Source organism: Erwinia sp. MYb416 (genome assembly GCF_037479575.1).
Taxonomy (GTDB): Bacteria; Pseudomonadota; Gammaproteobacteria; order Enterobacterales; family Enterobacteriaceae; genus Erwinia; species Erwinia rhapontici.
Window position 1 is genome coordinate 674,682 of record NZ_JBBGYT010000438.1, and the last position, 22,463, is coordinate 697,144.

Consider the following 22,463-nt stretch of genomic DNA (forward strand, 5'->3'; position numbering starts at 1 on the left):
GGGAAGCGCCCGCTTCCCCCTTTGCTCACCCATCCCACAGGTTTACCATGCGCGTATTACTTGCCCCGATGGAAGGCGTTCTCGATTCGCTGGTGCGTGAACTGCTGACCGACGTCAACGACTACGATCTCTGTATTACCGAATTTCTGCGGGTAGTGGATGCACTGCTGCCGGTGAAATGTTTCCAACGCCTCAGCCCCGAACTCGATCATGACAGCCGCACGCCGTCAGGTACCCGTGTGCGTATTCAACTGCTTGGGCAGTATCCGCAATGGCTGGCAGAGAACGCCGCGCGTGCCGTCGAGCTGGGCTCCTGGGGCGTGGATCTTAACTGTGGTTGCCCGTCAAAAACGGTGAACGGCAGCGGCGGTGGGGCAACGTTATTAAAAGATCCCGAGCTGATTTATCAGGGCGCGAAGGCGATGCGTGCCGCCGTGCCTGCCCATCTCCCCGTCACGGTGAAAATCCGGCTGGGCTGGGATTCCGGTGCGCGGCAGTTTGAAATTGCCGATGCGGTCCAGCAGGCTGGCGCCACGGAGCTGGCGGTACATGGCCGAACCAAAGAGGATGGCTATCGCGCTGAGGCGATAAACTGGGCGGCGATAGGCGAGATTCGTCAGCGGCTGTCGATTCCGGTGATTGCCAACGGTGAAATCTGGGACTGGCAGAGTGCGCAGGATTGTATGCAGGCCACGGGATGTGATGCCGTTATGATCGGGCGCGGTGCGCTGAATGTACCCAATCTCAGCCGGGTGATCAAATACAACGAACCGCGGATGCCGTGGCCGCAGGTTGTTCAACTGCTGAAAAAGTATGTGCTCCTGGAGAAGCAGGGCGATACCGGACTGTATCATGTGGCGCGTATCAAACAGTGGCTGGGGTATCTGCGTAAAGAGTATGAAGAAGCCTCACCGTTGTTTATGCAGGTGCGCGTGTTGCAAACCTCCGCGGATATTGCGCGGGTGATTGGTTCCGTGAATGGCTAACCCTCTGTTAATGGCTGGCCCACAGGCCAGCCTCTGCCTGCTCATCTGCATCAACCCTCTTTCCTCTCACGGACATAACTTGTCTCTAAACTGATCGGGATCTGTTAGCAAGCTAAGGGTATAATGTGACACATATCGTATCTTTTTCTGGCTCCGCTATGTCCGCAATCCCGGCGTTAACCAATGCCCAACTGAACAAACGTATTATCTCTGTCGTGATCTTCACCTTCTTTTGCTACCTGTCTATCGGCCTGCCGCTGGCGGTATTGCCGGGCTACGTGCATAACCAGCTGGGCTACAGCTCGTTTATTGCCGGACTGATTATCAGCCTGCAATATTTCGCCACGTTGATCAGCCGACCGCAGGCCGGGCGTTATGCCGATCTGCTGGGGCCGAAAAAAGTGGTGCTGGTGGGGCTGATCCTCTGTGGTGCCAGCGGGCTGTTTACCCTGCTAGCGGTGCTGATGGATGCCTCACCGCTCACCAGTCTGCTGCTGCTGGCCGTGGGGCGCGTGGTATTAGGCTTTGGTGAAAGCCTCACTGCCACCGGATCGATCCTCTGGGGCATCAATGTGGTGGGCACCGTGCAGAGTGCTCGGGTAATCTCGTGGAATGGCGTGGCAACCTATCTGGCAATGGCAATGGGGGCACCGCTGGGCGTGATGCTCAATGCGCTGTTCGGCATCCCCGGTTTTGCCGTGTTGATCATGCTGATGGCCGCCTTTGGCTACTGGCTGGCGACCCAACGCCCGGCGATTCAGGTACAAGTGGGGCAGCGCATTCCCTTCAACCAGGTGTTTGGAAAAATCTGGCTGTATGGTCTTTGCCTGGGATTAGGCACGGTCGGGTTTGGGACTATCGCCACCTTTATTACGCTCTACTTCTCCCATCATGGCTGGAACGGTGCGGCGTTCTCCCTGACCCTGTTCAGCATCGGTTTTATTCTCATGCGCCTGCTGTTTAACAACAGCATTGCGCGCTACGGGGCCATTCGTGTTTCGCTGGTCTCCTTTGCCATTGAATGCGTAGGATTGCTGCTAATCTGGCAGGCCGGTTCGATCTGGCTGGTGGATCTGGGGGCATTTCTTACCGGCAGCGGTTTCTCGCTGATCTTCCCGGCGCTGGGCGTGGAAGCGATCCGTCGGGTTCAGCCACAAAATCAGGGATCGGCGCTGGGGCTTTACTCCGCGTTTCTCGACTGTGGATTAGGCATTACCGGGCCGATTGCCGGATTGCTGATTGGGCACTGGGGCGTGGACAGTATCTATCTGGCGGCGGCAGGGGTGGTGTTGCTGGCCCTGTTAATCATGGTCAGTGTGCTAATCCGGGGCAATAGCACATTGCCCCGACAGGCTTAGTACACTTCCGGCACAATCATATCGTCCGGCACCGGGGTGCGGTGATAATCCTCGTTGCGCTCACGGCTGGGCAGGGTGATGGGTTTTAAGGCGCTGTCCTCATACGGCACCTGGCGCAGCAGGTGGCTGATGCAGTTCAGGCGCGCCTTCTTTTTATCCACGCCCTGGACCACCCACCACGGCGCTTCGTCAATGTGGGTGCGCGACAGCATAATCTCTTTGGCTTCGGTGTAGTCTTCCCAGCGGCGGCGGCTTTCCAGGTCCATCGGGCTGAGCTTCCACTGCTTCAGCGGATCGTGAATGCGGCTGAGAAAACGCAGTTCCTGCTCTTCATCGGTGATAGAGAACCAGTATTTAACGATCTGGATCCCGCTGCGCGTCAGCATCTTCTCGAACTCCGGTACGCTGCGGAAAAACTCTTCCACTTCCTGTTCATTACAAAAACCCATGACCCGCTCAACGCCTGCGCGGTTGTACCAGCTGCGGTCGAACAGCACCATTTCGCCCGCCGCAGGCAGGTGTGCAATGTAGCGCTGGAAGTACCACTGTGTACGTTCACGGTCGTTGGGGGCGGGCAGGGCAGCCACACGACAGGTACGGGGGTTCAGACGCTGGGTAATACGTTTGATCACGCCACCTTTGCCCGCGGCATCGCGGCCTTCAAAGATAATCACCATGCGGTGCCCGGTGCGCATCACCCAGTCCTGCATCTTCACCAGTTCGCCCTGTAGCCTTAGCAACTCGCGGAAATAGTGTTTACGCCAGGCTTTCTCGCCTTCTTCCATCTTGCTGTCATCGCCAAAACGCAGATCGTCCAGCTCCATTTCCAGCTCTTCGTCGTAGCTGTCGTAAAATTCCTGTAGCAGACGATGGTGAATATTCTCAGCTGAGAAATCATTACCTTGCATCGCCATACGTCGTTCTCCCGGTCATGTGGTGAAAATAGCCATTCAGGCAGGTTCATCAATTTATCCTCTGGTAATACGCACTCTGTGTGACAGGAAAATGACATCCGTGAGGGATTTCTGCGCGAACAGTCGCTCCGGTAACAAAACTGTCATCGGCATACGGCAGGATAAGACTATCGCCATAACGCGCCCGAACCGGAAAAAAACGAATGACGCAACACCTGCCGTTACTGCGGCAAAAACCGGACTTCAGTGATGATGTTTCCGGCCTGATTTATGGCTACCGCTTTGTTCAGGATCACGCACCCGAAAGCCTGACCGTTCAGCAATCCTGTGAGGCCTGGGCCAGCGGAGCCGTTGAGGGCAGCTTTCTCTGGCTGCACGTTAATCTTAACCATGCCGCCGCCGCCCGCTGGCTGAAAACCCACTTTGGTGTTGATGAAGACTTCTTTGACGAAATCCAGCAGGGGTCGCACAGCACCCGTATAGAACGACAGAATGATGCGCTGATGGCGGTACTGAACGATGTTACTTTCAACGCACGGGAAACCAGCGACGAAAGCGCTACGCTGTGGATCTGGTGTCGCGATGGGCTGGTGGTCAGCGCCCGCTTTAAACCGCTGCGGCTGGTGGAACGGTTAGTCAGTAAGCTGGACCAGCTGGAGCTGCGTTCGTCGACCGGGCTGCTGGCTCTGTTGCTGGCGGAACAGGAAGAGGTGCTGGCGCTGATTGTGCGCCAGTCGAATCAGTATGTGGATCAGATAGAAGAGCGCCTGCTCGGGCAGCATATAAAAAGTAATCGTGGTGAACTGGGGCGCCTGCGCCGCACATTGCTGCGTTTCCAGCGCCTGCTGGCACCGGAACCGGCGGCACTGTTTCGCCTGATCAATCGCCCGCCGGGCTGGCTGCATCATCATGTGGTGCAGGATCTGCGTCAGTTTACCGAAGAGTTCACCGTGGTCCTGAACGACCTGAATGGACTGACCGAGCGCATCCGGCTGCTGCAGGAAGAGATCGCTGCGCAGCAACTGGAACAGAGTAACCGGACCCTGTTTACCCTGACGCTGATCACCGTGCTGGCCCTGCCGATTAATCTGGTGGCCGGGTTCTTTGGCATGAATGTGGGCGGTGTGCCGCTGGCCAATAATCCGCACGGTTTTTTCCTGCTGGTGATGCTGGTAACGCTTTTCACCTGCGTTGCGGCCTGGCTGGTGTTGCGGCGGCGTGATAAGCCCTGACGGCTATCTCGCGTCAGTAAAAAACGCACAATAAAAAACCCCCGCACCTTAACGGCACGGGGGTTTTTATATCTACTGCGCGGAATTAAGGCTTCGGCGTGCTGTAGATCGGGCCAGGCTGAGTCAGCGCGGGAACCGCCTGTACTGACGCATCGGTTGTTGCCGGTGCTTCAGTAGTTGCCGGTGCTTCCGTGGTTGCTGGCACGTCAGTAGCGGCAGGTGCGTCAGTGCCCTGAGCTGCGGCTGGGGCAGCAGGTGCTTCCTGAGGCGTGGCAGCCTGCTGAGGCACCACAACCGGAGCAGAAGGCTGGCTATTTGCATCGCCGTTCACTTTGGTTGGCATGCCAGAACGTGCTTTCAGCGCGTCTTCCATTGCGGTTGTGTTAACGCTGGCGTCTGAAACCACCTTGTTCACCGCATTGGTCAGTGTCAACGGAACTGGCTCGCGAGAGGCAAACTGCTCTTCGGTCTGCGACAGTGGGTTATGAATTTCCACGTAGCGTGAACCGTCCGGCTCAACCGATGCTTTAATCGGCTGATCGATAAACTGCACGCGTGTACCCACTGGCACATTCTTGAACAGCCATTTGATATCGTCAGCACGCAGACGCACACAGCCGTGACTCACGCGCAGGCCGATACCGAAGTTAGCATTGGTGCCGTGGATGGCATACAGGCGGCCGATGTACAGCGCATACAGACCCATCGGGTTGTCCGGGCCAGCCGGGAAGACCGCTGGCATGGATTCACCGCGTGCGGCGTACTCTTCATGCATCTTCTTGGTTGGAGTCCAGGTCGGGCCATCTTTTTTGCGCTGAACGGTAGTCGTCCAGTTTACCGGTGTATCACGGCCCAGTTCGCCGATGCCAATAGGCAGCACAACCACAGTTTTACTGCCTTTCGGGTAGTAGTACAGACGCATTTCCGCACTGTTGATCACGATGCCTTCACGCGGAGCGTCAGGCAGGAGCAACTGCTGAGGAATGATCAGTTTGCTGCCTGCTTTCGGCAGATAAACGTCCACGCCTGGGTTCGCTTCCATAACGTTGCTCAGACCCATCTGGTACTGAGCAGCGAAAGCTTCCAGCGGAAGTTTGCTGTCTTCCGGGATGGTAATTTCCAGATTTTCCCCGGTCAGGCGGCTGTTGGCGGCCGGAAGAGGGTAAACCACAGCGAAGGCAGAGTGGCTGAAAGCCGCAGCGGCCAGAATCAAGGTGACTAACGCACGGATGTTCTTTTTCATAGTAATTTCAGGTGTAGCGCCATGTAGACTGTTGATAAACGACCCAATACTGGCCAACTGTGACCGGCTGCACATTATATGTGCATTATGGCCCCGGATGAAACCAGGATTTTCCCTGTTGAACTATCTTTACGATAAATTGTCTGCAATACGACCATTTTTGCGATGCATCATTCTGTTTCTGCGATGCATCGTCCTGATTTCAGGGTTGCCAGAGCGGATCTTTCCCACTCAGTTTCCGGTCAAGGAAGAAGGCGGCACTGATCAGGGCCAGATGGGTGAGCGCCTGAGGCGTATTGCCTAACGCGTGACCGCGACTGTCAAACTCCTCCGCATACAAGCCGAGGGGGTTGGCGTAATTTAGCAGCTTCTCAAATTCAAAGTGTGCTTCATCAAGCCGCCCGGCACGGGCAAGGCACTCAACGTACCAGAAAGAGCAGGCGGCAAAGGCCCCTTCTTCACCCTGCAGGCCATCGGCCGGGGTTTCGCTGACGTTGTAGCGGCGTACCATCCCATCACTGACCAGCTTCTCTTTAATCACATCCAGCGTTGCCAGCCAGTCCGGATCGGTGGCTCCGACAAAGCGCACCAGCGGCATTAATAGCATTGAGGCATCAACGAACTCGCCGTGACGGGTGGCGACAAAGTGACCCGCTTCTTTGTGCCAGAAATTCTCCCAGATATCGCTGCGGATCGCATCCCGGGCAGCGGTCCAGCGTTCGGCAGGCATTGACAGCGATCGCTTCTCCCCCAGACGTAATGCACGGTCAAGTGCTACCCAGCACATCAGGCGTGAATGCAGGAAGTGCTGCGGTTCCCCGCGCATTTCCCAGATGCCTGCATCACGCTGCTCCCAGTGGTCGGCCACATAGTCAATCATCCGGCTGACGTGGCTCCAGCCGCGCTGGGAAATCGCTTCGCCGTATTTGTTGGCGAGATAAATGGCGTCCATCAACTCACCGTAGATATCCAGCTGCGACTGGCGCCAGGCATCATTACCAATGCGCACCGGGGTGGAACCGGCATAGCCCGACAGGTTCAGCAGTTCGCTTTCGTGTAGCTCGGTGCCGCTGTCGATGCGGTACATCACCTGTAATTTTTCAACGTCGTTGTGACTGTTCTCAACGCAGCGGCTGACCCAGTGCGTGAAGTGTTTTGCTTCATCGACATAGCCGAGGCGCATCAGGGCATACATGCTGAAGGAGGCATCACGGATCCAGGCGGCGCGGTAGTCCCAGTTCCGTTCACCACCCAGCTCTTCCGGCAGGCCAAACGTGGCAGCAGCGGCAATCGAACCGTGCTGCCAGGAGGTCAGCAGCTTCAGCGTCAGCGCCGAGCGGTTCACCATTTCCCGCCAGCGTCCCTGGTAGCTACTCTGCGCGCTCCATTGCCGCCAGAACGCCAGCGTGGCATCAAAGCAGCTTTCGGTACCTTCTTCTTCACGCTGCGGATCCTCATCGCCCCCGAAAATAAACTCGCGCGATTCCCCTTCCTGTAGGGTGAAGCGGGCGACCGCCGCGGCACCTTCCAGGGCAAAGTCCACTTCGCCCGTCAGGCGTAACGTGGGCTGACCTTCTGCGTGGAATATCACGCCTCCTGATTGCAGAGTGGCGCGGGTTTCTGCCCGGGCATAATCATGGACAGGCGCACAGCGCAGGTTGATGGTGGCGCTGCCGTGCACCACATTAATCCGACGAATTATGCGCGGCTGGCGGTCTTCCCGCTGGCATACCGGCATATAGTCGGTCACTTCCACGACACCCAGATCGTCCAGCCAGCGGGTTTGTAGCAGGGTGGTATCGGGCAGGTAGAGCTGCATACGACGCGCATCGGGCCAGTCGGGGCTGAGGCTGAATAAGCCCGCCTTATCGCTGTCGAGCAGGGCGCTGAATACCGAGGGGCTATCGAGGTTGGGCCAGCAGAAGTAGTCGAGGGTTCCGTCATTGGCGATCAGTGCGCAGGTGCGCAGATCGCCAATGACGCCGTGGTCTTCAATCTTTCGTTTGATTTTATTCATCGTTTAACTATAGCGGTTGTTTTGGCTGATGGGCGCGGCATGCCACGCCCCTACGACAACCGCACTATCTTTTCGCCGGGGTCAGGCATGCCACTCGTCTACTACAACCGTAATCTTTCGCCGGGGTCAGGCATGCCACTCGTCTACTACAACCGTAATCTTTCGCCGGGGTCAGGCATGCCACTCGTCTACTACAACCGTAATCTTTCGCCGGGGTCAGGCATGCCACTCGTCTACTACAACCGTAATCTTTCGTAGGGGTCAGGCATGCCTGACCCTCACTCAACTATCATCCCGTAAAAAACGCTCTTCCAGCGTCGCCTGCAGCAACAGCATCGCCTGCTCAGCATGCTGCATATGATCGCGCATGATGCGTTCCACCGCGGTGACATCCTCACGGCGCAGCGCATCAATCAACTGATACTGATATTCGATGCCCTGGCGACGATCGACGGGCTGCGGCTGCTGATAAATATCTTTGCACACCGCCAGATCTTTCAGCAGACGTTGCAGAAAACGACAGAAAAATGCCAGCAGCGGATTAGTCGAATAACTCGCCACCACACTGTGAAAATCCAGCTCGGCCATACGTTGCTCCCAGCGCTCTTCCTCACTGGCGGGCGGGTGATCATAGATACGAATCAACTGATGCAACTGCTGAAAACCCGCCTCATCAATCTGGCCGATGGCGCTGACCGCAACCTGCGGTTCCAGCGTTTTACGCAGCGCATAGATATGGCTGATGCTCAGCTCACGGGTAAACAGATAATTCGACAGCAGGCTCATGGCACGGTTTTCCGGCATGCTGTCGATAAACGCACCACCGCCAGGTCCGGTACGTGTGCGGATCAGCCCCTGCGCTTCCAGCGCCTTCAGCGCCTCGCGCACCGTACTTTTTCCGGCGGAAAACCGCACCATCAGATCTTTTTCCTGCGGCAGGCGATCGCCGGGCAGCAGGTTGTCATCCACAATGCTCTGCTTGATGGCATCAATGATGGTGTCGGTGCGTTTACGCTTTACTGCCTCGGGGGGCGTTGATACTGAAGACATGGTCACCTGTATGTCAGAGAGTGGGCTGAACGCTGGGCGGCGTGGCCTGCCAGGCTGGCGCGGCTGCCAGCTGTTGACGACTGTATTCGTGCTCAGGCGCACTGAACAGCGTCTGCGTGGCGGCGCATTCGACGATAGTACCAGAATTCATCACTGCAACGCGGTCGGCAATCGACTCCACCACGGCCAGGTCATGGCTGATAAACAGATAAGACAGACCCAGTTCCTGTTTAAGATCCTCCAGCAATAGCAGAACCTGTGCCTGTACTGAGACGTCAAGCGCAGAGACAGGTTCATCCAGCACCAGAATCTGTGCCTCTGCCGCCAGCGCACGGGCAATCGCCAGCCGCTGCGCCTGACCGCCAGAAAACTCATGAGGATAACAGTTCAGGGCATCGGCAGGCATATTGACCGCCGCCAGCAGCTGTTGCATACGCGGCAGACAGTCATGCGCAGAGTAACCACACAGCCGCCGCAGCGGTACGCTCAGCGTCTGACGAATGGTTTTACGCGGATTGAGCGATGCCACCGGGTCCTGAAACACATACTGAATGGTTTTGCCAAAGGCCTGCACGCCACGCTGTGCCAGCAGGCTGGCCTCTTCACCCTGTAGGGTCAGGCTGCCAGACGTGGGGGATTCCAGCCCGACCAGCATACGGGCGAGGGTGCTTTTTCCACTGCCACTTTCACCGACCACGGCAAGTGTTTCCCCCTGGCAGAGATCAAAACTGATGCCTTTTACCGCCTCAACGGCGTTACTGCGTCGCCACCATCCTCCCTGACCCGGGTAGGTTTTTATCAGATTTTTCACTTCAATCACGTTCTTCATGAAGAGGTCTCCTGCTGGTGTAGCTGGCGGATTTGTTGCAGGAAGGCGCGGCCCTGACCGCGCTGCGGCACGCTGGCAATCAGTCGTCGGGTATAGTCGTGTTGAGGAGCCTGTAATACCGTGGCGGTGAGACCACTTTCCACAATCTCACCCTGACGCATTACCGCTACCCGGTCACACATCTCACTGACCACGGCAAAATCATGCGTGATAAACAGCAGGGCCAGCCCGCGTTTGTGACGCAGTTCGTTCAACAGGGCGAGGATACGCGCCTGCACCGTGACATCCAGCGCCGTGGTGGGTTCATCGGCAATAATCACCTGCGGATCGTTGGCGAGGGCGATTGCAATGCCCACGCGCTGACGCTGGCCGCCGGAAAGCTGATGAGGCCAGGCATCAAAGCGTTCTGCCGCCTGCTGAATGCCGGTATCTTCCAGCAGCGTAATGGCTTTGGCGCGTGCTGCCGCGGCGTTTAGCGGCTGGTGGCACTGAATCGCTTCGACCAGCTGCTGACCAATGCGCATCTGGGGATGCAGTGACGTCAGCGGGTCCTGGAAGATATAAGCCACGCGTACACCACGGCGTTGCTGCATCTGGGTGGCAGAGAGAGACAGCAACTCCTCATTCTCCAGCCAGACGCTACCGCCGGTGATCACACCGGGTGGCGAAGCCACCAAACCCATAATCGCCAGCGCGCTGACGCTTTTACCGGAGCCGCTTTCGCCAATCAGCCCGAGGCATTCACCCGCCTGCACATGGAAGCTGACGCCTTTTACCGTGGGCACCCGATGGCTGCCACGGCTGAACGCCACCTGTAAATCCACCACTTCCAGCAGCGCATCAGGATGAGCACGCGGGGCGACCGCTGCACGATCAACGGTGGTCATTGCCTGTGAGCGTAGCAGGGCGCCGGACTTCAGACGCGGATCCAGCAGGTCACGCACGCCATCTCCCAGCAGGTTAAAACCGATCACCAGCAGGAAGATCATCACGCCCGGCACCAGGGCAACATGGGGGGCGATAAACAGCTGGTTGCGCCCCTGGCCCAGCATCGAGCCGAGATCGGCATCCGGTGGCTGCGTGCCCAGACCGAGGAAGGAGAGTCCAGCCGTTTCAAGGATCATCCAGCCGATGGTGGTGGAGAGCGTCACCACGATCAGCGGCAGTACGTTTGGCAGGACTTCGCTTAACAGGATCTGCGTATGATTTTTCCCCGACAGTTTGGCTGCCTGAATAAAATCACGGCTGCGCAGGCCAAGGGTCAGACCACGTACATTACGGGCAAAGAACGGAATATTGACCAGCGCGATGGCATAGAGCGCATTCAGTAGCCCTGGCCCGAGCACCGCGACAATCGCCAGCGCCAGCAGGATATAGGGAAAGGCCATGATCATATCGATCAGGCGCATCAGGATACTGTCGGTGCGCCCGGCGGCGTAGCCGGCAATCAGGCCGATCAACGTGCCGAATACGGCGGCCAGCAGGGTGGCGCTCAGGCCCACGGCAACGGAAACCCGGGTGCCCCACAGCAGGCGCGATAACATATCGCGGCCCAGCGCATCGGTGCCCAGCAGGTGGCCCGGCGTCAGCGGTGGAGCAAGACGTTGCAGCAGGTCGGTGGCATCCGGGTCCGGCAACGGCAGCAGCGGGGCGATAAAGGCCGCGGTTAAGGTGATTGCCAGCAGCAGCAATCCCAGCGCGGCGAGGCGGTTGTGCAGTAACAGCGACCAGCTGGAGCGGCGCGTGGGCAGGGTAGTGGAAGTCGTCATGATTTTACCCTCGGGTCGAGGCAGGCCTGAACGATGTCGGTCAGCAGATTAATCAGCACGTAAGCAATGGCAGCGACCAGCACGCCGCCCTGAACCAGGAGCAGGTCGCGGGTCGAGACGGCTTTCACCAGCATCGCGCCCAGGCCCGGCCACTGGAACACGGTTTCGATATACACCGCACCGCCCAGCACAAAGCCAGCCTGAATACCGATCGCCGGGATCACCGACACCAGCGCCACGCGAAAGGCGTGACGCCATATCACCCGGCGCTCGCTGACGCCTTTCGCGCGTGCCGTACGGATGTAATCCTGGCGCAGCACTTCCAGCATCGCGGTGCGCGTCAGGCGGGCAATCACCCCGGTGGCAACAATTGCCAGCGTGATGACGGGCAGCGTCAGATGATGCAGCAGGTCCCATGCATCGCCGCCACCATAAATCGCGAACATGCCGGAGGCCGGGAACCAGCGCAGGCTGACGGCAAACAGCATGATCATCAGCAGGCCGATCAGGAACGAGGGCAGGGAAATGCCGATCAACACCAGCAGGGTGATCAGTTTGTCGCCCCAGCCGAACTGGCGTACCGCCGAGGTGACACCCGCCAGCAGGCCGAGGATCACGCTCAGCAACAGCGCGCAGCCGCCCAGCAACAGGGTGGCGCTCAGGCGTTCCAGCACTTCATCGATCACCGGGCGGTTCAGCACATAGGAGCGACCAAAATCGCCGTGCAGCAGGTTGTTGACCCAGATGAAATACTGCTGCCACAGCGGTTTATTCAGCCCCAGTTCGGCGCTGACGCGCGCCACATTTTCCGGTGTGGCAAATGCGCCGAGCAATGCCTGTGCCGGGTTGCCGGGGATCATCGCCATCAGCAGAAAGACAATCAGCGACAGGCCGATAATCACCGGGATGATGCCAATCAATCGCCGCAGTAAATAGTTCCACATGGCAGGCGGCCTCCGTCAGGGTTTGCTGACCTGATGCAGGATCAGGTTGAAGTTAGGTTGCAGGGCAAAATTCTGCACCTGGCGCGTGGTCACAGCGTTTTGCTTCCAGTTGGCGACGAACAGCCAGGGCGCATCATCGTGAACGAGGGCCTGGACCTGGCGATACAGTGCACCGCGCGTCTGCTGGTCGCTGCTGCTGCGGGCTTCATCCAGCAGCTTATCGACCTCGGGATTGCTGTAATAACCGGAATTAAAGCCGCCTTTATCCGGCCACGCATCGCGCCGCAGGGTGAGGAACGGCAGGGTATCCGGGTCATTGGTCATCCACGCCATCTCTGCCATCTGGGTTTGCGGGGTCAGCCCGGCATTCACTTTGGCCAGATAGGTGTTCCACTCCCAGGTCTGAATAGTGACGTTGAGGCCCACGGCTTTCAGATCGGCCTGAATCGCGGTGGCCATTGGGATCGGATCAAGCATCCCTGATCCCCCTTCTGTGACGTAGAAATTCAGCGTAGCTCCTTCTGCCCCGGCTTCTTTCAGCAGCGCACGGGCCTTTTCTGGATCGTAAGGATACGGGCTGACCTCTTTATTCGCCGCCCAGGTAAATGCTGAAGGGATCGGGCCATCGGCAACCTGTGCCGATCCCTGCAAGACTTTATCGACCAGTGCCTGCTTATTCACGGCGTAGTTCACCGCCTGGCGGACGCGCTTATCGTTAAACGGTTTCTCTTTGGTGTTCAGCAGCAGGAACCAGACGTGCGGGCCGACCGCCTGGTGCATCTTGAACTGCGGGTTATCGGCGAAGGTTTTTACCGTGTCCGGTGGCACTTCCACCATCGCATCAATGCCGCCGGAGAGCATCTCCGCGGTACGGGTGTTGCCATCGGTAATCGGACGGAACACGGCGGCTTCCAGCTTCGGTGCGCCGTCCCAGTAGTCTTTATTGGCGGTCAGCACCACGCGCTGGTTGGCCTGCCACTCGCCAAAACGAAAGGCCCCGGTGCCGACCGGATGGCGACCAACGTCTTTGTCATATTTCTTCACCGCTGCCGGAGACACAATCAGCCCGGCAGGGGTCGCCAGATTGGAGAGCAGGGGGGCGAAGGGTTGTTTCAGCGTAAACACCACCGTCTGTACATCCGGGGTGGTGATGGTATCGATGGAAGAGAAGAAGAAACTCAGCGGGAAGGGGCCGGTGTGATAGTACGGATGTTGCTTGTTAAGCATGCGTTCAAAGGTAAATTTCACCGCATCGGCATTGAACGGCGTACCGTCGTGGAACGTGACGCCTTCACGCAGATGGAAGGTATAGCGCAAGCCGTCCGGGCTGATTTCCCAACGGCTGGCGAGTGCCGGTTCAATCGAGAGTGAACCCGGCGCATTGCGCACCAGACCATCGTAAATATTGACCAGAATACGCGAATCGTTAGCAGCTGTAGCCACCTGAGGATCGAGCGACTGTGGCTCTGCCACCTGGCCGATAATTAGCACGCCGGGGGGAGATTCTGCCCCGGCCTGGGGTGCCAGGGCCAGCAGGCCCAGGCAGAGGGAAAGACAGTGCAACCCGGTGCGTAGCGATGTGAACATGGTGGTCCCCGTTAAGCAGAGTGGTCAGCGCACGGTGTGACGTGCGGATGAACAAAGTTTGTCCTGTTTGTTATTTATGCGTATAAATAGCGTTAAGTGCAATAATTTATCCATATAAATTTGATCTGCCTGGCAGAAGGAGGGTGCAATGACCTTTTCTATTGTGGCACGCGATCCACAGAGTGGCGCACTGGCGGCGGCCACGGCCACGGGCGGCCCGGCGGTGGGTGCGCTGGTGATCCATGGCCGCGCTCGTACGGGTGCTATTGCCACGCAGGCGCTGACCAATCCACTGTACGGCAGTCGCGGGCTGGCATTGCTGGCAGAGGGGCTGACGGCTGAACAGACGCTGCATCTGTTGCTGAAGGAAGATGATGCGCGTGAGCGGCGGCAGCTGCTGATTATCGATAATGCCGGGGCGACCGCGCACTGGAGCGGCAGCCTGTGCGGGCGCTGCTTCAGCAGCATGGCGGGCCCGCAGCTGGCCGTGGCGGGCAATATGCTGGTCAGTGAACAGGTCCTGACGGCGATGCAGACTGCGTTTGCAGCGGCGCACCGTCTGCCGCTGGCCGATCGGATGCTGGCGGCGCTCAATGCTGCGCATCAGGCCGGAGGGGATGAGCGTGGCATTCGTTCTGCGGCGCTAAAGGTCTGGGATCGTCGTGCTTATGCCGACATTGATGTGCGTGTTGACTGGTCGGATGCCCCCCTGGCGCAATTAGCCGCGGTGCTGGAGCAGGTGCGCGCGCCCACCTATGCGGATTTTTTCCGGCAGTTGCCGGGGGGGGAATAGGGACCGCAACGGGTCAGGTATTCACATTTCGTCGGGGATGATCTTTTTCCCCCCACCCCGCGCCGGGGGCTGCCCGAAGAGTCTGGTCAGTGTTGCCGGCCGACCAAAATGGAGCCGACTGCGCTGGCCGACTGGAAACGAAGGTCGACCACTGAAGGTCGACCACTACTGATGCTTTTTATGGCGGTGTTTCACCGCCAGGCGTATGCCCCACACCAGCACCACCGCCAGCAGCAGCCAGAAAAGGTGCTTGAGATGATGGTCAAGCTGATGCAGCCACGGCGCAATCACCTGGCCGCCGAGATAACCGAGCGAAACAAAAATCAGCGCCCACAGTGCGGCGCCAATCGCGTTAAAGAGCAGGAACTTGCGTGGCGAGAGCTGACTGGCCCCGATAATAATCGGCCCGACAATGCGCAGTCCGTACATAAAGCGCACGCCAATCACAAACAGCACCGGACGTTTGCGGATCAGGCGGTTAGCACGCTCAATTTGCTGCTGATGTTTTTTGAAACGCTGGAGGATCGGCTCACCGTAGCGGCGGCCAATGAAAAACAGCGCAGTATCACCCAGAACACCCCCACACATCGCCACCAGCACCACCCAGCCGAAATGCAGCAGGCCCTCATGTGCGGCGACACCGCCCAACAGCGTAAATGTCTCACCCTCAGCCAGACAACCAATAAACAGTGCCCAGTAGCCATACTGGGAAATCAGCGTATTCACATCCATCTGTTAAACCCGTTCCTCATGTTGCTTTTAGGGTTAAGTCTAACCCTTTTAATAAAAGTTGCAGCGAAAAGGGCCGTCTCCGTGTTTATTTTTAACGGAAAATGAAGCGCTTAACGCGTTCATCTGCTGGATAAAAAACAAACAGGCCAGGGCCGCTTATACTTGAAGAGATGCCGCCCGAGACTGTGCCTGCTGGCGGTCCGTTGTACAGAGGAGTGAAGATATGAATCATGTCTGGGGACTTCTTGCGCACCCGGGTCGGGAGATGCGCGACATTAAGCAAGAGAATGAAACGCTCTCGCATCATTACACTCATCATGTGCTGCTGATGGCGTTGATCCCGGTGATCTGCGCCTTCATTGGTACCACTCAAATCGGTTGGGATATCGGCATTGAACGGACTATTCCGCTGTCGTTATTCAGTGCGTTCTCACTGGCCATCCTGTTCTATGCGCTGATCCTGCTGGGTGTGGCCGTCATGGGAAGGGTGATCTGGTGGATGGCGCGTGACTACCCGCAGCGGCCCTCACTCTCAAACTGTCGTGTCTTTGCCGGTTACGTGGCAACGCCGCTGTTTCTCAGCGGGCTGGTCGCTCTCTATCCTCTGGTGTGGCTTTGTGTCCTTGTCGGCGCGCTGGCGCTGGTTTATACCGGCTATCTGCTGTATGTCGGTATCCCGCTGCTCCTCAACATTGACCGCGAAGAGAGCTTACGTTTCTCCGGCTCCACACTGGCCATCGGTATCCTGGTGTTTGAAGTGTTACTGGCGATAACCGTGCTGATGTGGGGTTACGGCTATCAGCTATTTTGAGCGTGGATACCGCCGGGAAACCGGCGGTGTTTTGGTAACGCTCAGAAACGAATATCCTGTAGGATAATCCTTAACTTCCGGCGTATTATGCCTGCGCCAGCCCCCGCAACAGTGCGGGACGCGGTGTGTGGTCTCCACACCCTCATTATCAGCCGCTAAGTTTACAATGCCTGCAAAAATCCGTTTGTCTCTATTAAGTGTGGTTATGCTGTTTTCTGGTCAGGTCATCCTGAATCAGGCCGTTGCCCGTACTCACCAGCCTGCCGTAGAAACTGCATCGGCCCAGCCTGAAATTGCATCAGGCAGTGCGATGATTGTCGACCTGACCACCCAGAATGTGATCTACGCCAGTCACCCGGATTTGGTCCGTCCGATTGCCTCGATCACCAAGCTGATGACGGTGATGGTGACGCTGGATGCCCATCTGCCGATGGATGAAATGCTCAAGGTTGATATCAGCCGTACGCCAGAAATGCGTGGAATCTATTCGCGCGTGCGTCTTAACAGCGAAATCAGCCGTAAGAACATGATGTTGCTGGCATTGATGTCCTCAGAAAACCGCGCGGCGGCCAGCCTGGCGCACCACTATCCGGGCGGATATGATGCCTTTATTCGCGCCATGAACGCCAAAGCCCGTGCACTGGGTATGAGTAACACGCATTACGTAGAGCCGACCGGACTGTCGATTAAGAACGTCTCAACGGCGCGTGATTTGAGCAAACTGCTGATCGCGACCAAACGTTATCCGCTATTGGGCGAACTCAGCACCACCCATGAAGATATGGCAACGTTCCGTAACCCGAATTACACCCTGCCGTTCCGTAACACCAACCATCTGGTGTATCGCCCGGACTGGAATATACAGCTGACGAAAACAGGGTATACCGATGAGGCAGGACACTGCCTGGTGATGCGTACGGTGATCAATAAGCGCCCGGTTTCACTGGTGGTGCTGGATGCCTTTGGCAAATACACCCATTTTGCTGACGCTAACCGTCTGCGTAAGTGGATGGAAACCGGCAAAATCTCTCCGGTTCCTCCGGCAGCGCTGAGTTACAAGAAGCAGAAAGCCTCGCAGGTGGTCACTAACCGGGCGGTCGATGACAGCGCGGTAGAATAACCTGCGCTCACGGGGCGACCTTTTTTTGCGGTCGCCCTGGTTATAACGCTCGCTGCATCAGTAATGTATCGCGCCATTCGCCATGTTTAAAACCAACGGCGCGAAAATTACCGACAATCTCAAACCCCATTTTTTTATGCAGATTAAGCGAGCCGGCATTGCGCTCGCCATTGCCGATAATCGCCAGCATCTGGTGGTAAGGACCTTGCTGACAGCGGACGATCAGCGCGGCCAGCAGGGCGCTGCCGATGCCCCGGCACCCCATTTCCGCATCAATATAGACCGAATCTTCAACGGTAAAACGGTAGGCGGGACGTGGACGATATTGTGTGGCATAGCAGTAACCCACGACCTGCCCGTCGATCTCGGCGACCAGCCACGGCAGTTCGAACGAACAGACTTTTTGATGTCGGGCAGCCATCTCTGTTGCATCGGGGGGCGTTTCCTCAAAGGAACCGCAACCGTGCAGCACATGCCAGCTATAAATACGGGTCATCGCGTCGATATCGGCTGGTGTTGCATCACGGACGATCGGCTCAGAAGAGGAAAGGGACATTTTTTGCTCCATGCATTTTTGGATAATTTGCCATAACACCAGGAAGGTGAGGTCATAGAATATTCTTATGACAACGACCTCATTTTTCCATCACGAATCCTATAGTCCCGGCCAGATCAAAAGCTTAAACTAGCCGGAAAATTGACAGGCGCCGCCCGGCGCTGCCCTTAGTCTCAGGAACCTGCACATGTCTGGCTTGTTAACTTTTCTTCGTGTTTGTCTGCTGGCGCTGGTGGCGCTGTCGCCCCAGTTTGTACTGGCGGCGAATAACGACAACACTCAGCAAAATGATGCTCCCCCTAAAATCAACGCCTCCGTTGAACTGCCTAAAATGCAGAAGGTGCTGGACAAGATCAAACAGCAGGTTTCCGGTCAAACAAACGACAGTAAACTCAATGCGCTCAACGATCTGGCGCTGGAGTTGTCCGGCGATGCCGATACGCTGATGCAAAGTATCATCCCACAGCGTGCGCAGTTACAGGCGCAGCTGGCGGTGCTGGGCCCGGCCCCGGAAGCCAGCAGCGGTGTGAAAGAAACGGCTGAGGTCACCAGCAAACGCAACAAGCTGGAAAACCAGAAAGGCAAAATGGATGACCAGATAAAACAGGCCGAGGCGATCAAAAGCGGGGCGATTAACCTGTCAGCGCAGATCGTCAACCTGCGTCGTGACGCGCTGAAAACCCAGCTTGCGCTCAACGCAGGCAGTATTTTCGGCCCGCGCTTCTGGGCACCGCTGTTTAACACCCAAAGCGATGACAGCGAAAAGATCAGCGGTTTTGTCGATGAGCTGACCGGCGCCGCTGCGCTCTCCTGGGAACCCGGTTGGCGCTTTGGCACGTTGGCATGGCTGTTGGCCGCCGGCCTGGTGGCCACGCTGGGGCGCCGCTATCTGGAAGAGTTTCTTGCCTGGGTGGGGATTCACCATTTGCCGGAAGGTCGTCTGCGCCGCAGTTTCCTGGCGGCAGCGACCGCTATCACCACCCTTGCCGCAGTAGTGCTGGCCTTTAACTTCCTCGACCTTGCCTTCACCCGCCACGATGACGTTGTCGACGAGGTCCGGGATTTCGCTGACAAGCTGGTCGGACTCAGTGTGCTCTGTGGTCTGATTGCCGGCCTCGGGCGGGCTTTCCTCTCCACCCGTCGCCCGTCATGGCGTTTGCCGAATATCTCTAATGAAGTGGCGATGGCGTTAAAACCCTTCCCACCGCTCACCGCTGCGCTGGTGTTTATCTTCCAGACAGTTGAAAGCTTCAACAGCAGCGCCAGCACCAGCGTTGGCACCACTATCTTTGCTAACGGCCTGACTGCACTGCTGATTGGTGCCACGGCGCTGTCAATCAGTATGCGCACCAACCGCGTACGTCGCCGTATGATGCAGGAAGGTAATCAGCCGGAGGCGAAATCTACGCTGGTCGGGCTGATCCAGATGGCGCTGACGCTGATTGGCGTGGCGATTATGATTGCGCTGGTCATTGGCTATATCACGCTGGCGCGCTTCCTGAGCTACGAGCTGATCTGGATGGGGATTGTTTTTGGCTCTTTCTATATCCTCAGCCAGCTGGTGGCCGATGGGTGTGAAAGTCTGTTTTCCACTAACAATGCCTCCGGTAAACGCATTCAGGCTTCGCTGAATATCGATGAGCGTCATCTGGGGCAGGTTGCAGCAGTGCTGGGCGCCATAGGCAAAACTGTGCTGGTGCTGGCTGCTGCGATGGCGTTGCTTAACGGTACTTTCGGCAGTTCGACACCGATTGAGCTGGTGCAGAAAGCCATTGAGTTCTGGGGCGGTAAAGGCCTTGAATCCCTGAATATCGTCCCGGCGCATCTGGTGAATGCGCTGATCTGCATGGTGGTGGGCATCTGGGTTCTGCGTTCGGTCAAGCGCTGGCTGGAGCATGATTTTCTGCCGAAAACGACGATGGACAAAGGGATGCGCCTGTCGCTGATCACCCTGTTCAGTAATATCGGTTTTGTGCTGGTGATCCTGATGACCCTGTCGATTATGGGCCTTCAATGGAACAAGCTGGCCTGGATCGTCAGCGCCCTGTCAGTCGGTATTGGTTTTGGCTTACAGGAAATTGTGAAGAACTTTATTTCCGGCCTGATCCTGCTGACGGAACGTCCTGTTAAGGTCGGTGATCTGGTGAGTATCAGCGGCATTGAAGGCGATATTCGCCGTATCAATGTGCGTGCCACGGAAATCCAGCTGAGTGATAAATCGACGGTGATTGTGCCTAACTCGCAGCTGATTTCGCAGAACGTACGTAATGCCACAATGGGCAATGCCCAGGGGGTGGCGACCATTACGCTGACCTTCCCGCTGGATATTGACCCGCAGCAGGTTCGTCAACTGCTGCTTGAGGTGTATAACGAGAACGAACGCATTCTGGAGACCCCGGAGCCGTCAGTCACCTTTAAGGATCTGACCTCCACGGGGATTGTGCTGTCTGTAACCGGTAACGTTGCCAGCCCGCGTCAGGTGGGTGGGGCGAAAAGTGATCTGCTGTTTGATATCCTCACCCGCTTACGCAAAGAAGGTGTGATGTTATCCACACCGCAGACCATGATCATTGAACGTAAAAACGGTCAGATGGTATTGCAGGAGCCTAAAACGTAGGGGCGAGGCATGCCTCGCCCGTTTAGGGGGCAGGCACACGTTGCCCGTTTCAGGGTCAGGCGTGCCGGTCCCCCTGTGATTTATCGCACCCGCACTCGCCCCAGTGCTTCGCCCGCGTGGTTTTACCAATCCCTGGATTAAAGCTGTTGGTCGGGTCGAGCTGTTGATAGAATGCCTTCAGCTGCGGTTTGGCTTTGTACAGATGCCCGACGTTATGCTCTGCCGGGTACTCCGCGCCACGCGCGTGCAGGATGTCCAGCATCTTCTCCTTGAGCGCGTGCACATCCACCCCTTTTTTCACGATGTAATCCTGATGGAACACATGACAGAGGAAGTGGCCGTAATAAAGACGGTGGGTCAGCGCATCGTCGAACTCCGGCGGGAGTTGCTCAAACCAGTCACGATCGTTACGGCGCAGGGCAATATCCAGCGCCAGGATATCCTCCACTTCCTCATGGTGTACCGCGTTATAACGCACGGCCGCGCCCGCCGCGGCAAAGCGATGCAGGAAAGCGTGTGCTCCCTCTTTTCCTTCGCACGCGAAGAACTCCCCTTCGGCGCTGCTGAAAAAGTCGTTTAAATAAGCGCGCGCTTCCGCCACCCCGTCGCCGGACATCTTCAGCATCAGATGGTGTTCAAAACGATCGCGATACTGCTTCATGCGCGGTGGCAGATGTGACGGCAGCAACGCGGCTATTTTCTGCAACAGACGGTCGCTGAAGTGGGGCTTCAGCCATTTGATCCGGGCGAGCAGGGCATCTGCGCGTCCCTTGAGCGTGAAGAACAGCGGCATTTTGTCGGTGCCGAGCTTATCGATCATCACAAAGGTGTCTTTGCCGTAGGTTTCCGCCATATCAAAAATATCGCGGTGCATATATTCCCCGGCCACGGGCAGATTATCGAAGCTGGCCAGCATATGGCGGCGCAGCTGGTCGAGCACCGCCGTGTCATTGGTGCCGATGTAAAACACCTGCTGGGCGCTTTCGCTGGCAAAGGTGTCCAGGCGGACGGCAAACAGGGCCAGCTTGCCGGCACAGCCGGAGGCCTCAAACAGGCGGCGTTCATCGGCATTAAAACGCGATGGCGTGTCAGCATCGACGTCGCGCACCCGTTCGGCGTAATCCGGGTCAGAGGCGTGACGCTGGTCGTGCAGCACATCACTCTGCTGCCAGCTGTCGTCATCCAGCTTGCCTAAAATCTGCTCCGGTGTGACGCCGAGGTTGATCCCAAGATGATTCACCAGCTGCAATTTTCCGCTGGCATCAATCTGCGCATACAGCGCCATCTCGGTATAGGCCGGGCCGCGTTTCACCAGCGATCCACCCGAGTTATTGCAGATACCGCCCAATACCGAGGCGCCGATACAGGAGGAACCAATCACCGAGTGCGGTTCACGTCCCAGCGGTTTCAGGGCTTTTTCTAACTGATAGAGCGTGCTGCCGGGAAACGCCAGCACCTGCTTACCCTCATCCAGCAACTGGATTTTATCCATCCGCAGGGTGCTGATAATCACGATATCACGCGGATAATCTTTGCCGTTCGGCGTTGAGCCTTCGGTCAGCCCGGTGTTGGCTGCCTGCATCAGAATAATCACGTCGGCGGCAACACAGGCCTGCAAAATACGCCACTGCTCCAGTAAATTGCCGGGGAAGACCACCGCCAGCGCATCGCCTTCGCCCGATCGGAAGCCTTTACGATAGCGTTCCGTTTTTTCCGGTTCCGTTAACAGATGGTTGCGGCCCACAATGCGGCCCAGTTCAGCGATCAGTTTTTGTTCTGCGTGTTGGGAAGTGTGCATGTCATATCCTTGTCAGTATCACCGTCCTACTGTAGCACTCGCAGCGTGGCAATAAAGTCCGGCCTGTGGCGTCTGTGATTCATCACCTGAAAACTAGCTGCTATTCT

General features: G+C 57.3%; 18 protein-coding genes. 7 read left to right on the forward strand and 11 right to left on the reverse strand.

Going from position 1 to position 22,463, the window contains the following annotated elements:
- Positions 1-47: 47 nt before the first annotated feature.
- Positions 48-986 carry a tRNA dihydrouridine(16) synthase DusC gene (gene dusC / locus WH277_RS12760; RefSeq protein WP_133841164.1) on the forward strand — a complete coding sequence of 313 codons (939 nt, stop codon included), beginning with the start codon at positions 48-50 and terminating at the stop codon, positions 984-986.
- Positions 987-1,144: 158 nt separating this feature from the next.
- The gene (locus WH277_RS12765) at positions 1,145-2,344 is read left to right on the forward strand and encodes an MFS transporter (protein ID WP_159338072.1); all 1,200 of its coding nucleotides are present in this window, start codon (positions 1,145-1,147) and stop codon (positions 2,342-2,344) included.
- On the opposite strand, the gene ppk2 is transcribed toward WH277_RS12765, so the two are convergent.
- Positions 2,341-3,258, reverse strand: a complete 918-nt coding sequence (ppk2, locus tag WH277_RS12770) for a polyphosphate kinase 2 (protein WP_133841162.1) — start codon at positions 3,256-3,258, stop codon at positions 2,341-2,343. The two genes, WH277_RS12765 and ppk2, sit on opposite strands and share 4 nt — an antisense overlap.
- Before the next feature lie 203 nt (positions 3,259-3,461).
- On the opposite strand from ppk2, the gene WH277_RS12775 reads away from it, so the two are divergent.
- On the forward strand, positions 3,462-4,490 hold the full coding sequence (locus WH277_RS12775; RefSeq protein WP_339505754.1) for a CorA family divalent cation transporter: 1,029 nt from the start codon (positions 3,462-3,464) through the stop codon (positions 4,488-4,490).
- Between the two features lie 85 nt (positions 4,491-4,575).
- Here the strand turns inward: WH277_RS12775 and WH277_RS12780 are convergent, their stop codons facing one another.
- The 7 genes from WH277_RS12780 to WH277_RS12810 all read right to left on the reverse strand — a co-directional run bounded on the left by WH277_RS12780 (position 4,576) and on the right by WH277_RS12810 (position 13,929).
- Positions 4,576-5,733 (reverse strand): L,D-transpeptidase family protein, encoded by a 1,158-nt coding sequence (locus tag WH277_RS12780; RefSeq protein WP_133841160.1) that lies wholly within the window; start codon positions 5,731-5,733, stop codon positions 4,576-4,578.
- A gap of 202 nt (positions 5,734-5,935) precedes the next feature.
- Positions 5,936-7,750, reverse strand: coding sequence for a glycoside hydrolase family 15 protein (locus tag WH277_RS12785; protein ID WP_339505755.1), 1,815 nt, complete (start codon positions 7,748-7,750; stop codon positions 5,936-5,938).
- A gap of 282 nt (positions 7,751-8,032) precedes the next feature.
- On the reverse strand, positions 8,033-8,800 hold the full coding sequence (locus WH277_RS12790; protein ID WP_133841158.1) for a FadR/GntR family transcriptional regulator: 768 nt from the start codon (positions 8,798-8,800) through the stop codon (positions 8,033-8,035).
- A 13-nt stretch (positions 8,801-8,813) separates the two neighbouring features.
- Positions 8,814-9,629, reverse strand: coding sequence for an ATP-binding cassette domain-containing protein (locus WH277_RS12795; protein ID WP_339505756.1), 816 nt, complete (start codon positions 9,627-9,629; stop codon positions 8,814-8,816).
- Complete coding sequence (locus WH277_RS12800; protein ID WP_167864901.1) at positions 9,626-11,398, reverse strand: dipeptide/oligopeptide/nickel ABC transporter permease/ATP-binding protein; 1,773 nt, start codon at positions 11,396-11,398, stop codon at positions 9,626-9,628. Before WH277_RS12800 ends, WH277_RS12795 begins: the two co-directional genes overlap by 4 nt.
- Entirely contained in the window at positions 11,395-12,342 is a 948-nt protein-coding gene (locus WH277_RS12805; protein WP_167864900.1) for an ABC transporter permease, read from the reverse strand. Before WH277_RS12805 ends, WH277_RS12800 begins: the two co-directional genes overlap by 4 nt.
- A 15-nt stretch (positions 12,343-12,357) precedes the next feature.
- Positions 12,358-13,929 carry an ABC transporter substrate-binding protein gene (locus WH277_RS12810; protein WP_133841154.1) on the reverse strand — a complete coding sequence of 524 codons (1,572 nt, stop codon included), beginning with the start codon at positions 13,927-13,929 and terminating at the stop codon, positions 12,358-12,360.
- A gap of 148 nt (positions 13,930-14,077) precedes the next feature.
- Here WH277_RS12810 and WH277_RS12815 point away from each other — a divergent pair, with 148 nt between their 5' ends.
- Complete coding sequence (locus WH277_RS12815) at positions 14,078-14,722, forward strand: DUF1028 domain-containing protein (protein ID WP_339505757.1); 645 nt, start codon at positions 14,078-14,080, stop codon at positions 14,720-14,722.
- 165 nt (positions 14,723-14,887) lie between these two features.
- Here the strand turns inward: WH277_RS12815 and WH277_RS12820 are convergent, their stop codons facing one another.
- Positions 14,888-15,454 carry a DedA family protein gene (locus WH277_RS12820; protein WP_133841152.1) on the reverse strand — a complete coding sequence of 189 codons (567 nt, stop codon included), beginning with the start codon at positions 15,452-15,454 and terminating at the stop codon, positions 14,888-14,890.
- 223 nt (positions 15,455-15,677) lie between these two features.
- Here WH277_RS12820 and WH277_RS12825 point away from each other — a divergent pair, with 223 nt between their 5' ends.
- Positions 15,678-16,265 (forward strand): Yip1 family protein, encoded by a 588-nt coding sequence (locus WH277_RS12825; protein WP_133841151.1) that lies wholly within the window; start codon positions 15,678-15,680, stop codon positions 16,263-16,265.
- A 166-nt stretch (positions 16,266-16,431) separates the two neighbouring features.
- The gene (pbpG, locus tag WH277_RS12830) at positions 16,432-17,385 is read left to right on the forward strand and encodes a D-alanyl-D-alanine endopeptidase (protein WP_339505758.1); all 954 of its coding nucleotides are present in this window, start codon (positions 16,432-16,434) and stop codon (positions 17,383-17,385) included.
- A 40-nt stretch (positions 17,386-17,425) separates the two neighbouring features.
- Here pbpG and WH277_RS12835 read toward each other — a convergent pair whose 3' ends face one another.
- Entirely contained in the window at positions 17,426-17,941 is a 516-nt protein-coding gene (locus tag WH277_RS12835) for a GNAT family N-acetyltransferase (RefSeq protein WP_339505759.1), read from the reverse strand.
- Positions 17,942-18,128: 187 nt separating this feature from the next.
- Between WH277_RS12835 and WH277_RS12840 the strand changes: the two genes are divergently transcribed.
- Positions 18,129-20,558 carry a DUF3772 domain-containing protein gene (locus WH277_RS12840; RefSeq protein WP_339505760.1) on the forward strand — a complete coding sequence of 810 codons (2,430 nt, stop codon included), beginning with the start codon at positions 18,129-18,131 and terminating at the stop codon, positions 20,556-20,558.
- Between the two features lie 55 nt (positions 20,559-20,613).
- Here WH277_RS12840 and dld read toward each other — a convergent pair whose 3' ends face one another.
- Positions 20,614-22,356 carry a D-lactate dehydrogenase gene (gene dld, locus WH277_RS12845; protein WP_339505761.1) on the reverse strand — a complete coding sequence of 581 codons (1,743 nt, stop codon included), beginning with the start codon at positions 22,354-22,356 and terminating at the stop codon, positions 20,614-20,616.
- Positions 22,357-22,463: the final 107 nt, after the last annotated feature.

What these genes read in the sequence shown, in the direction of transcription:
- dusC (WP_133841164.1), top strand. Translation starts at nt 48, where the DNA reads ATGCGCGTATTACTTGCCCCGATGGAAGGCGTTCTCGATTCGCTGGTG.
- WH277_RS12765 (WP_159338072.1), top strand. Translation starts at nt 1,145, where the DNA reads ATGTCCGCAATCCCGGCGTTAACCAATGCCCAACTGAACAAACGTATT.
- ppk2 (WP_133841162.1), bottom strand. Translation starts at nt 3,258, where the DNA reads ATGGCGATGCAAGGTAATGATTTCTCAGCTGAGAATATTCACCATCGT.
- WH277_RS12775 (WP_339505754.1), top strand. Translation starts at nt 3,462, where the DNA reads ATGACGCAACACCTGCCGTTACTGCGGCAAAAACCGGACTTCAGTGAT.
- WH277_RS12780 (WP_133841160.1), bottom strand. Translation starts at nt 5,733, where the DNA reads ATGAAAAAGAACATCCGTGCGTTAGTCACCTTGATTCTGGCCGCTGCG.
- WH277_RS12785 (WP_339505755.1), bottom strand. Translation starts at nt 7,750, where the DNA reads ATGAATAAAATCAAACGAAAGATTGAAGACCACGGCGTCATTGGCGAT.
- WH277_RS12790 (WP_133841158.1), bottom strand. Translation starts at nt 8,800, where the DNA reads ATGTCTTCAGTATCAACGCCCCCCGAGGCAGTAAAGCGTAAACGCACC.
- WH277_RS12795 (WP_339505756.1), bottom strand. Translation starts at nt 9,629, where the DNA reads ATGAAGAACGTGATTGAAGTGAAAAATCTGATAAAAACCTACCCGGGT.
- WH277_RS12800 (WP_167864901.1), bottom strand. Translation starts at nt 11,398, where the DNA reads ATGACGACTTCCACTACCCTGCCCACGCGCCGCTCCAGCTGGTCGCTG.
- WH277_RS12805 (WP_167864900.1), bottom strand. Translation starts at nt 12,342, where the DNA reads ATGTGGAACTATTTACTGCGGCGATTGATTGGCATCATCCCGGTGATT.
- WH277_RS12810 (WP_133841154.1), bottom strand. Translation starts at nt 13,929, where the DNA reads ATGTTCACATCGCTACGCACCGGGTTGCACTGTCTTTCCCTCTGCCTG.
- WH277_RS12815 (WP_339505757.1), top strand. Translation starts at nt 14,078, where the DNA reads ATGACCTTTTCTATTGTGGCACGCGATCCACAGAGTGGCGCACTGGCG.
- WH277_RS12820 (WP_133841152.1), bottom strand. Translation starts at nt 15,454, where the DNA reads ATGGATGTGAATACGCTGATTTCCCAGTATGGCTACTGGGCACTGTTT.
- WH277_RS12825 (WP_133841151.1), top strand. Translation starts at nt 15,678, where the DNA reads ATGAATCATGTCTGGGGACTTCTTGCGCACCCGGGTCGGGAGATGCGC.
- pbpG (WP_339505758.1), top strand. Translation starts at nt 16,432, where the DNA reads ATGCCTGCAAAAATCCGTTTGTCTCTATTAAGTGTGGTTATGCTGTTT.
- WH277_RS12835 (WP_339505759.1), bottom strand. Translation starts at nt 17,941, where the DNA reads ATGTCCCTTTCCTCTTCTGAGCCGATCGTCCGTGATGCAACACCAGCC.
- WH277_RS12840 (WP_339505760.1), top strand. Translation starts at nt 18,129, where the DNA reads ATGTCTGGCTTGTTAACTTTTCTTCGTGTTTGTCTGCTGGCGCTGGTG.
- dld (WP_339505761.1), bottom strand. Translation starts at nt 22,356, where the DNA reads ATGCACACTTCCCAACACGCAGAACAAAAACTGATCGCTGAACTGGGC.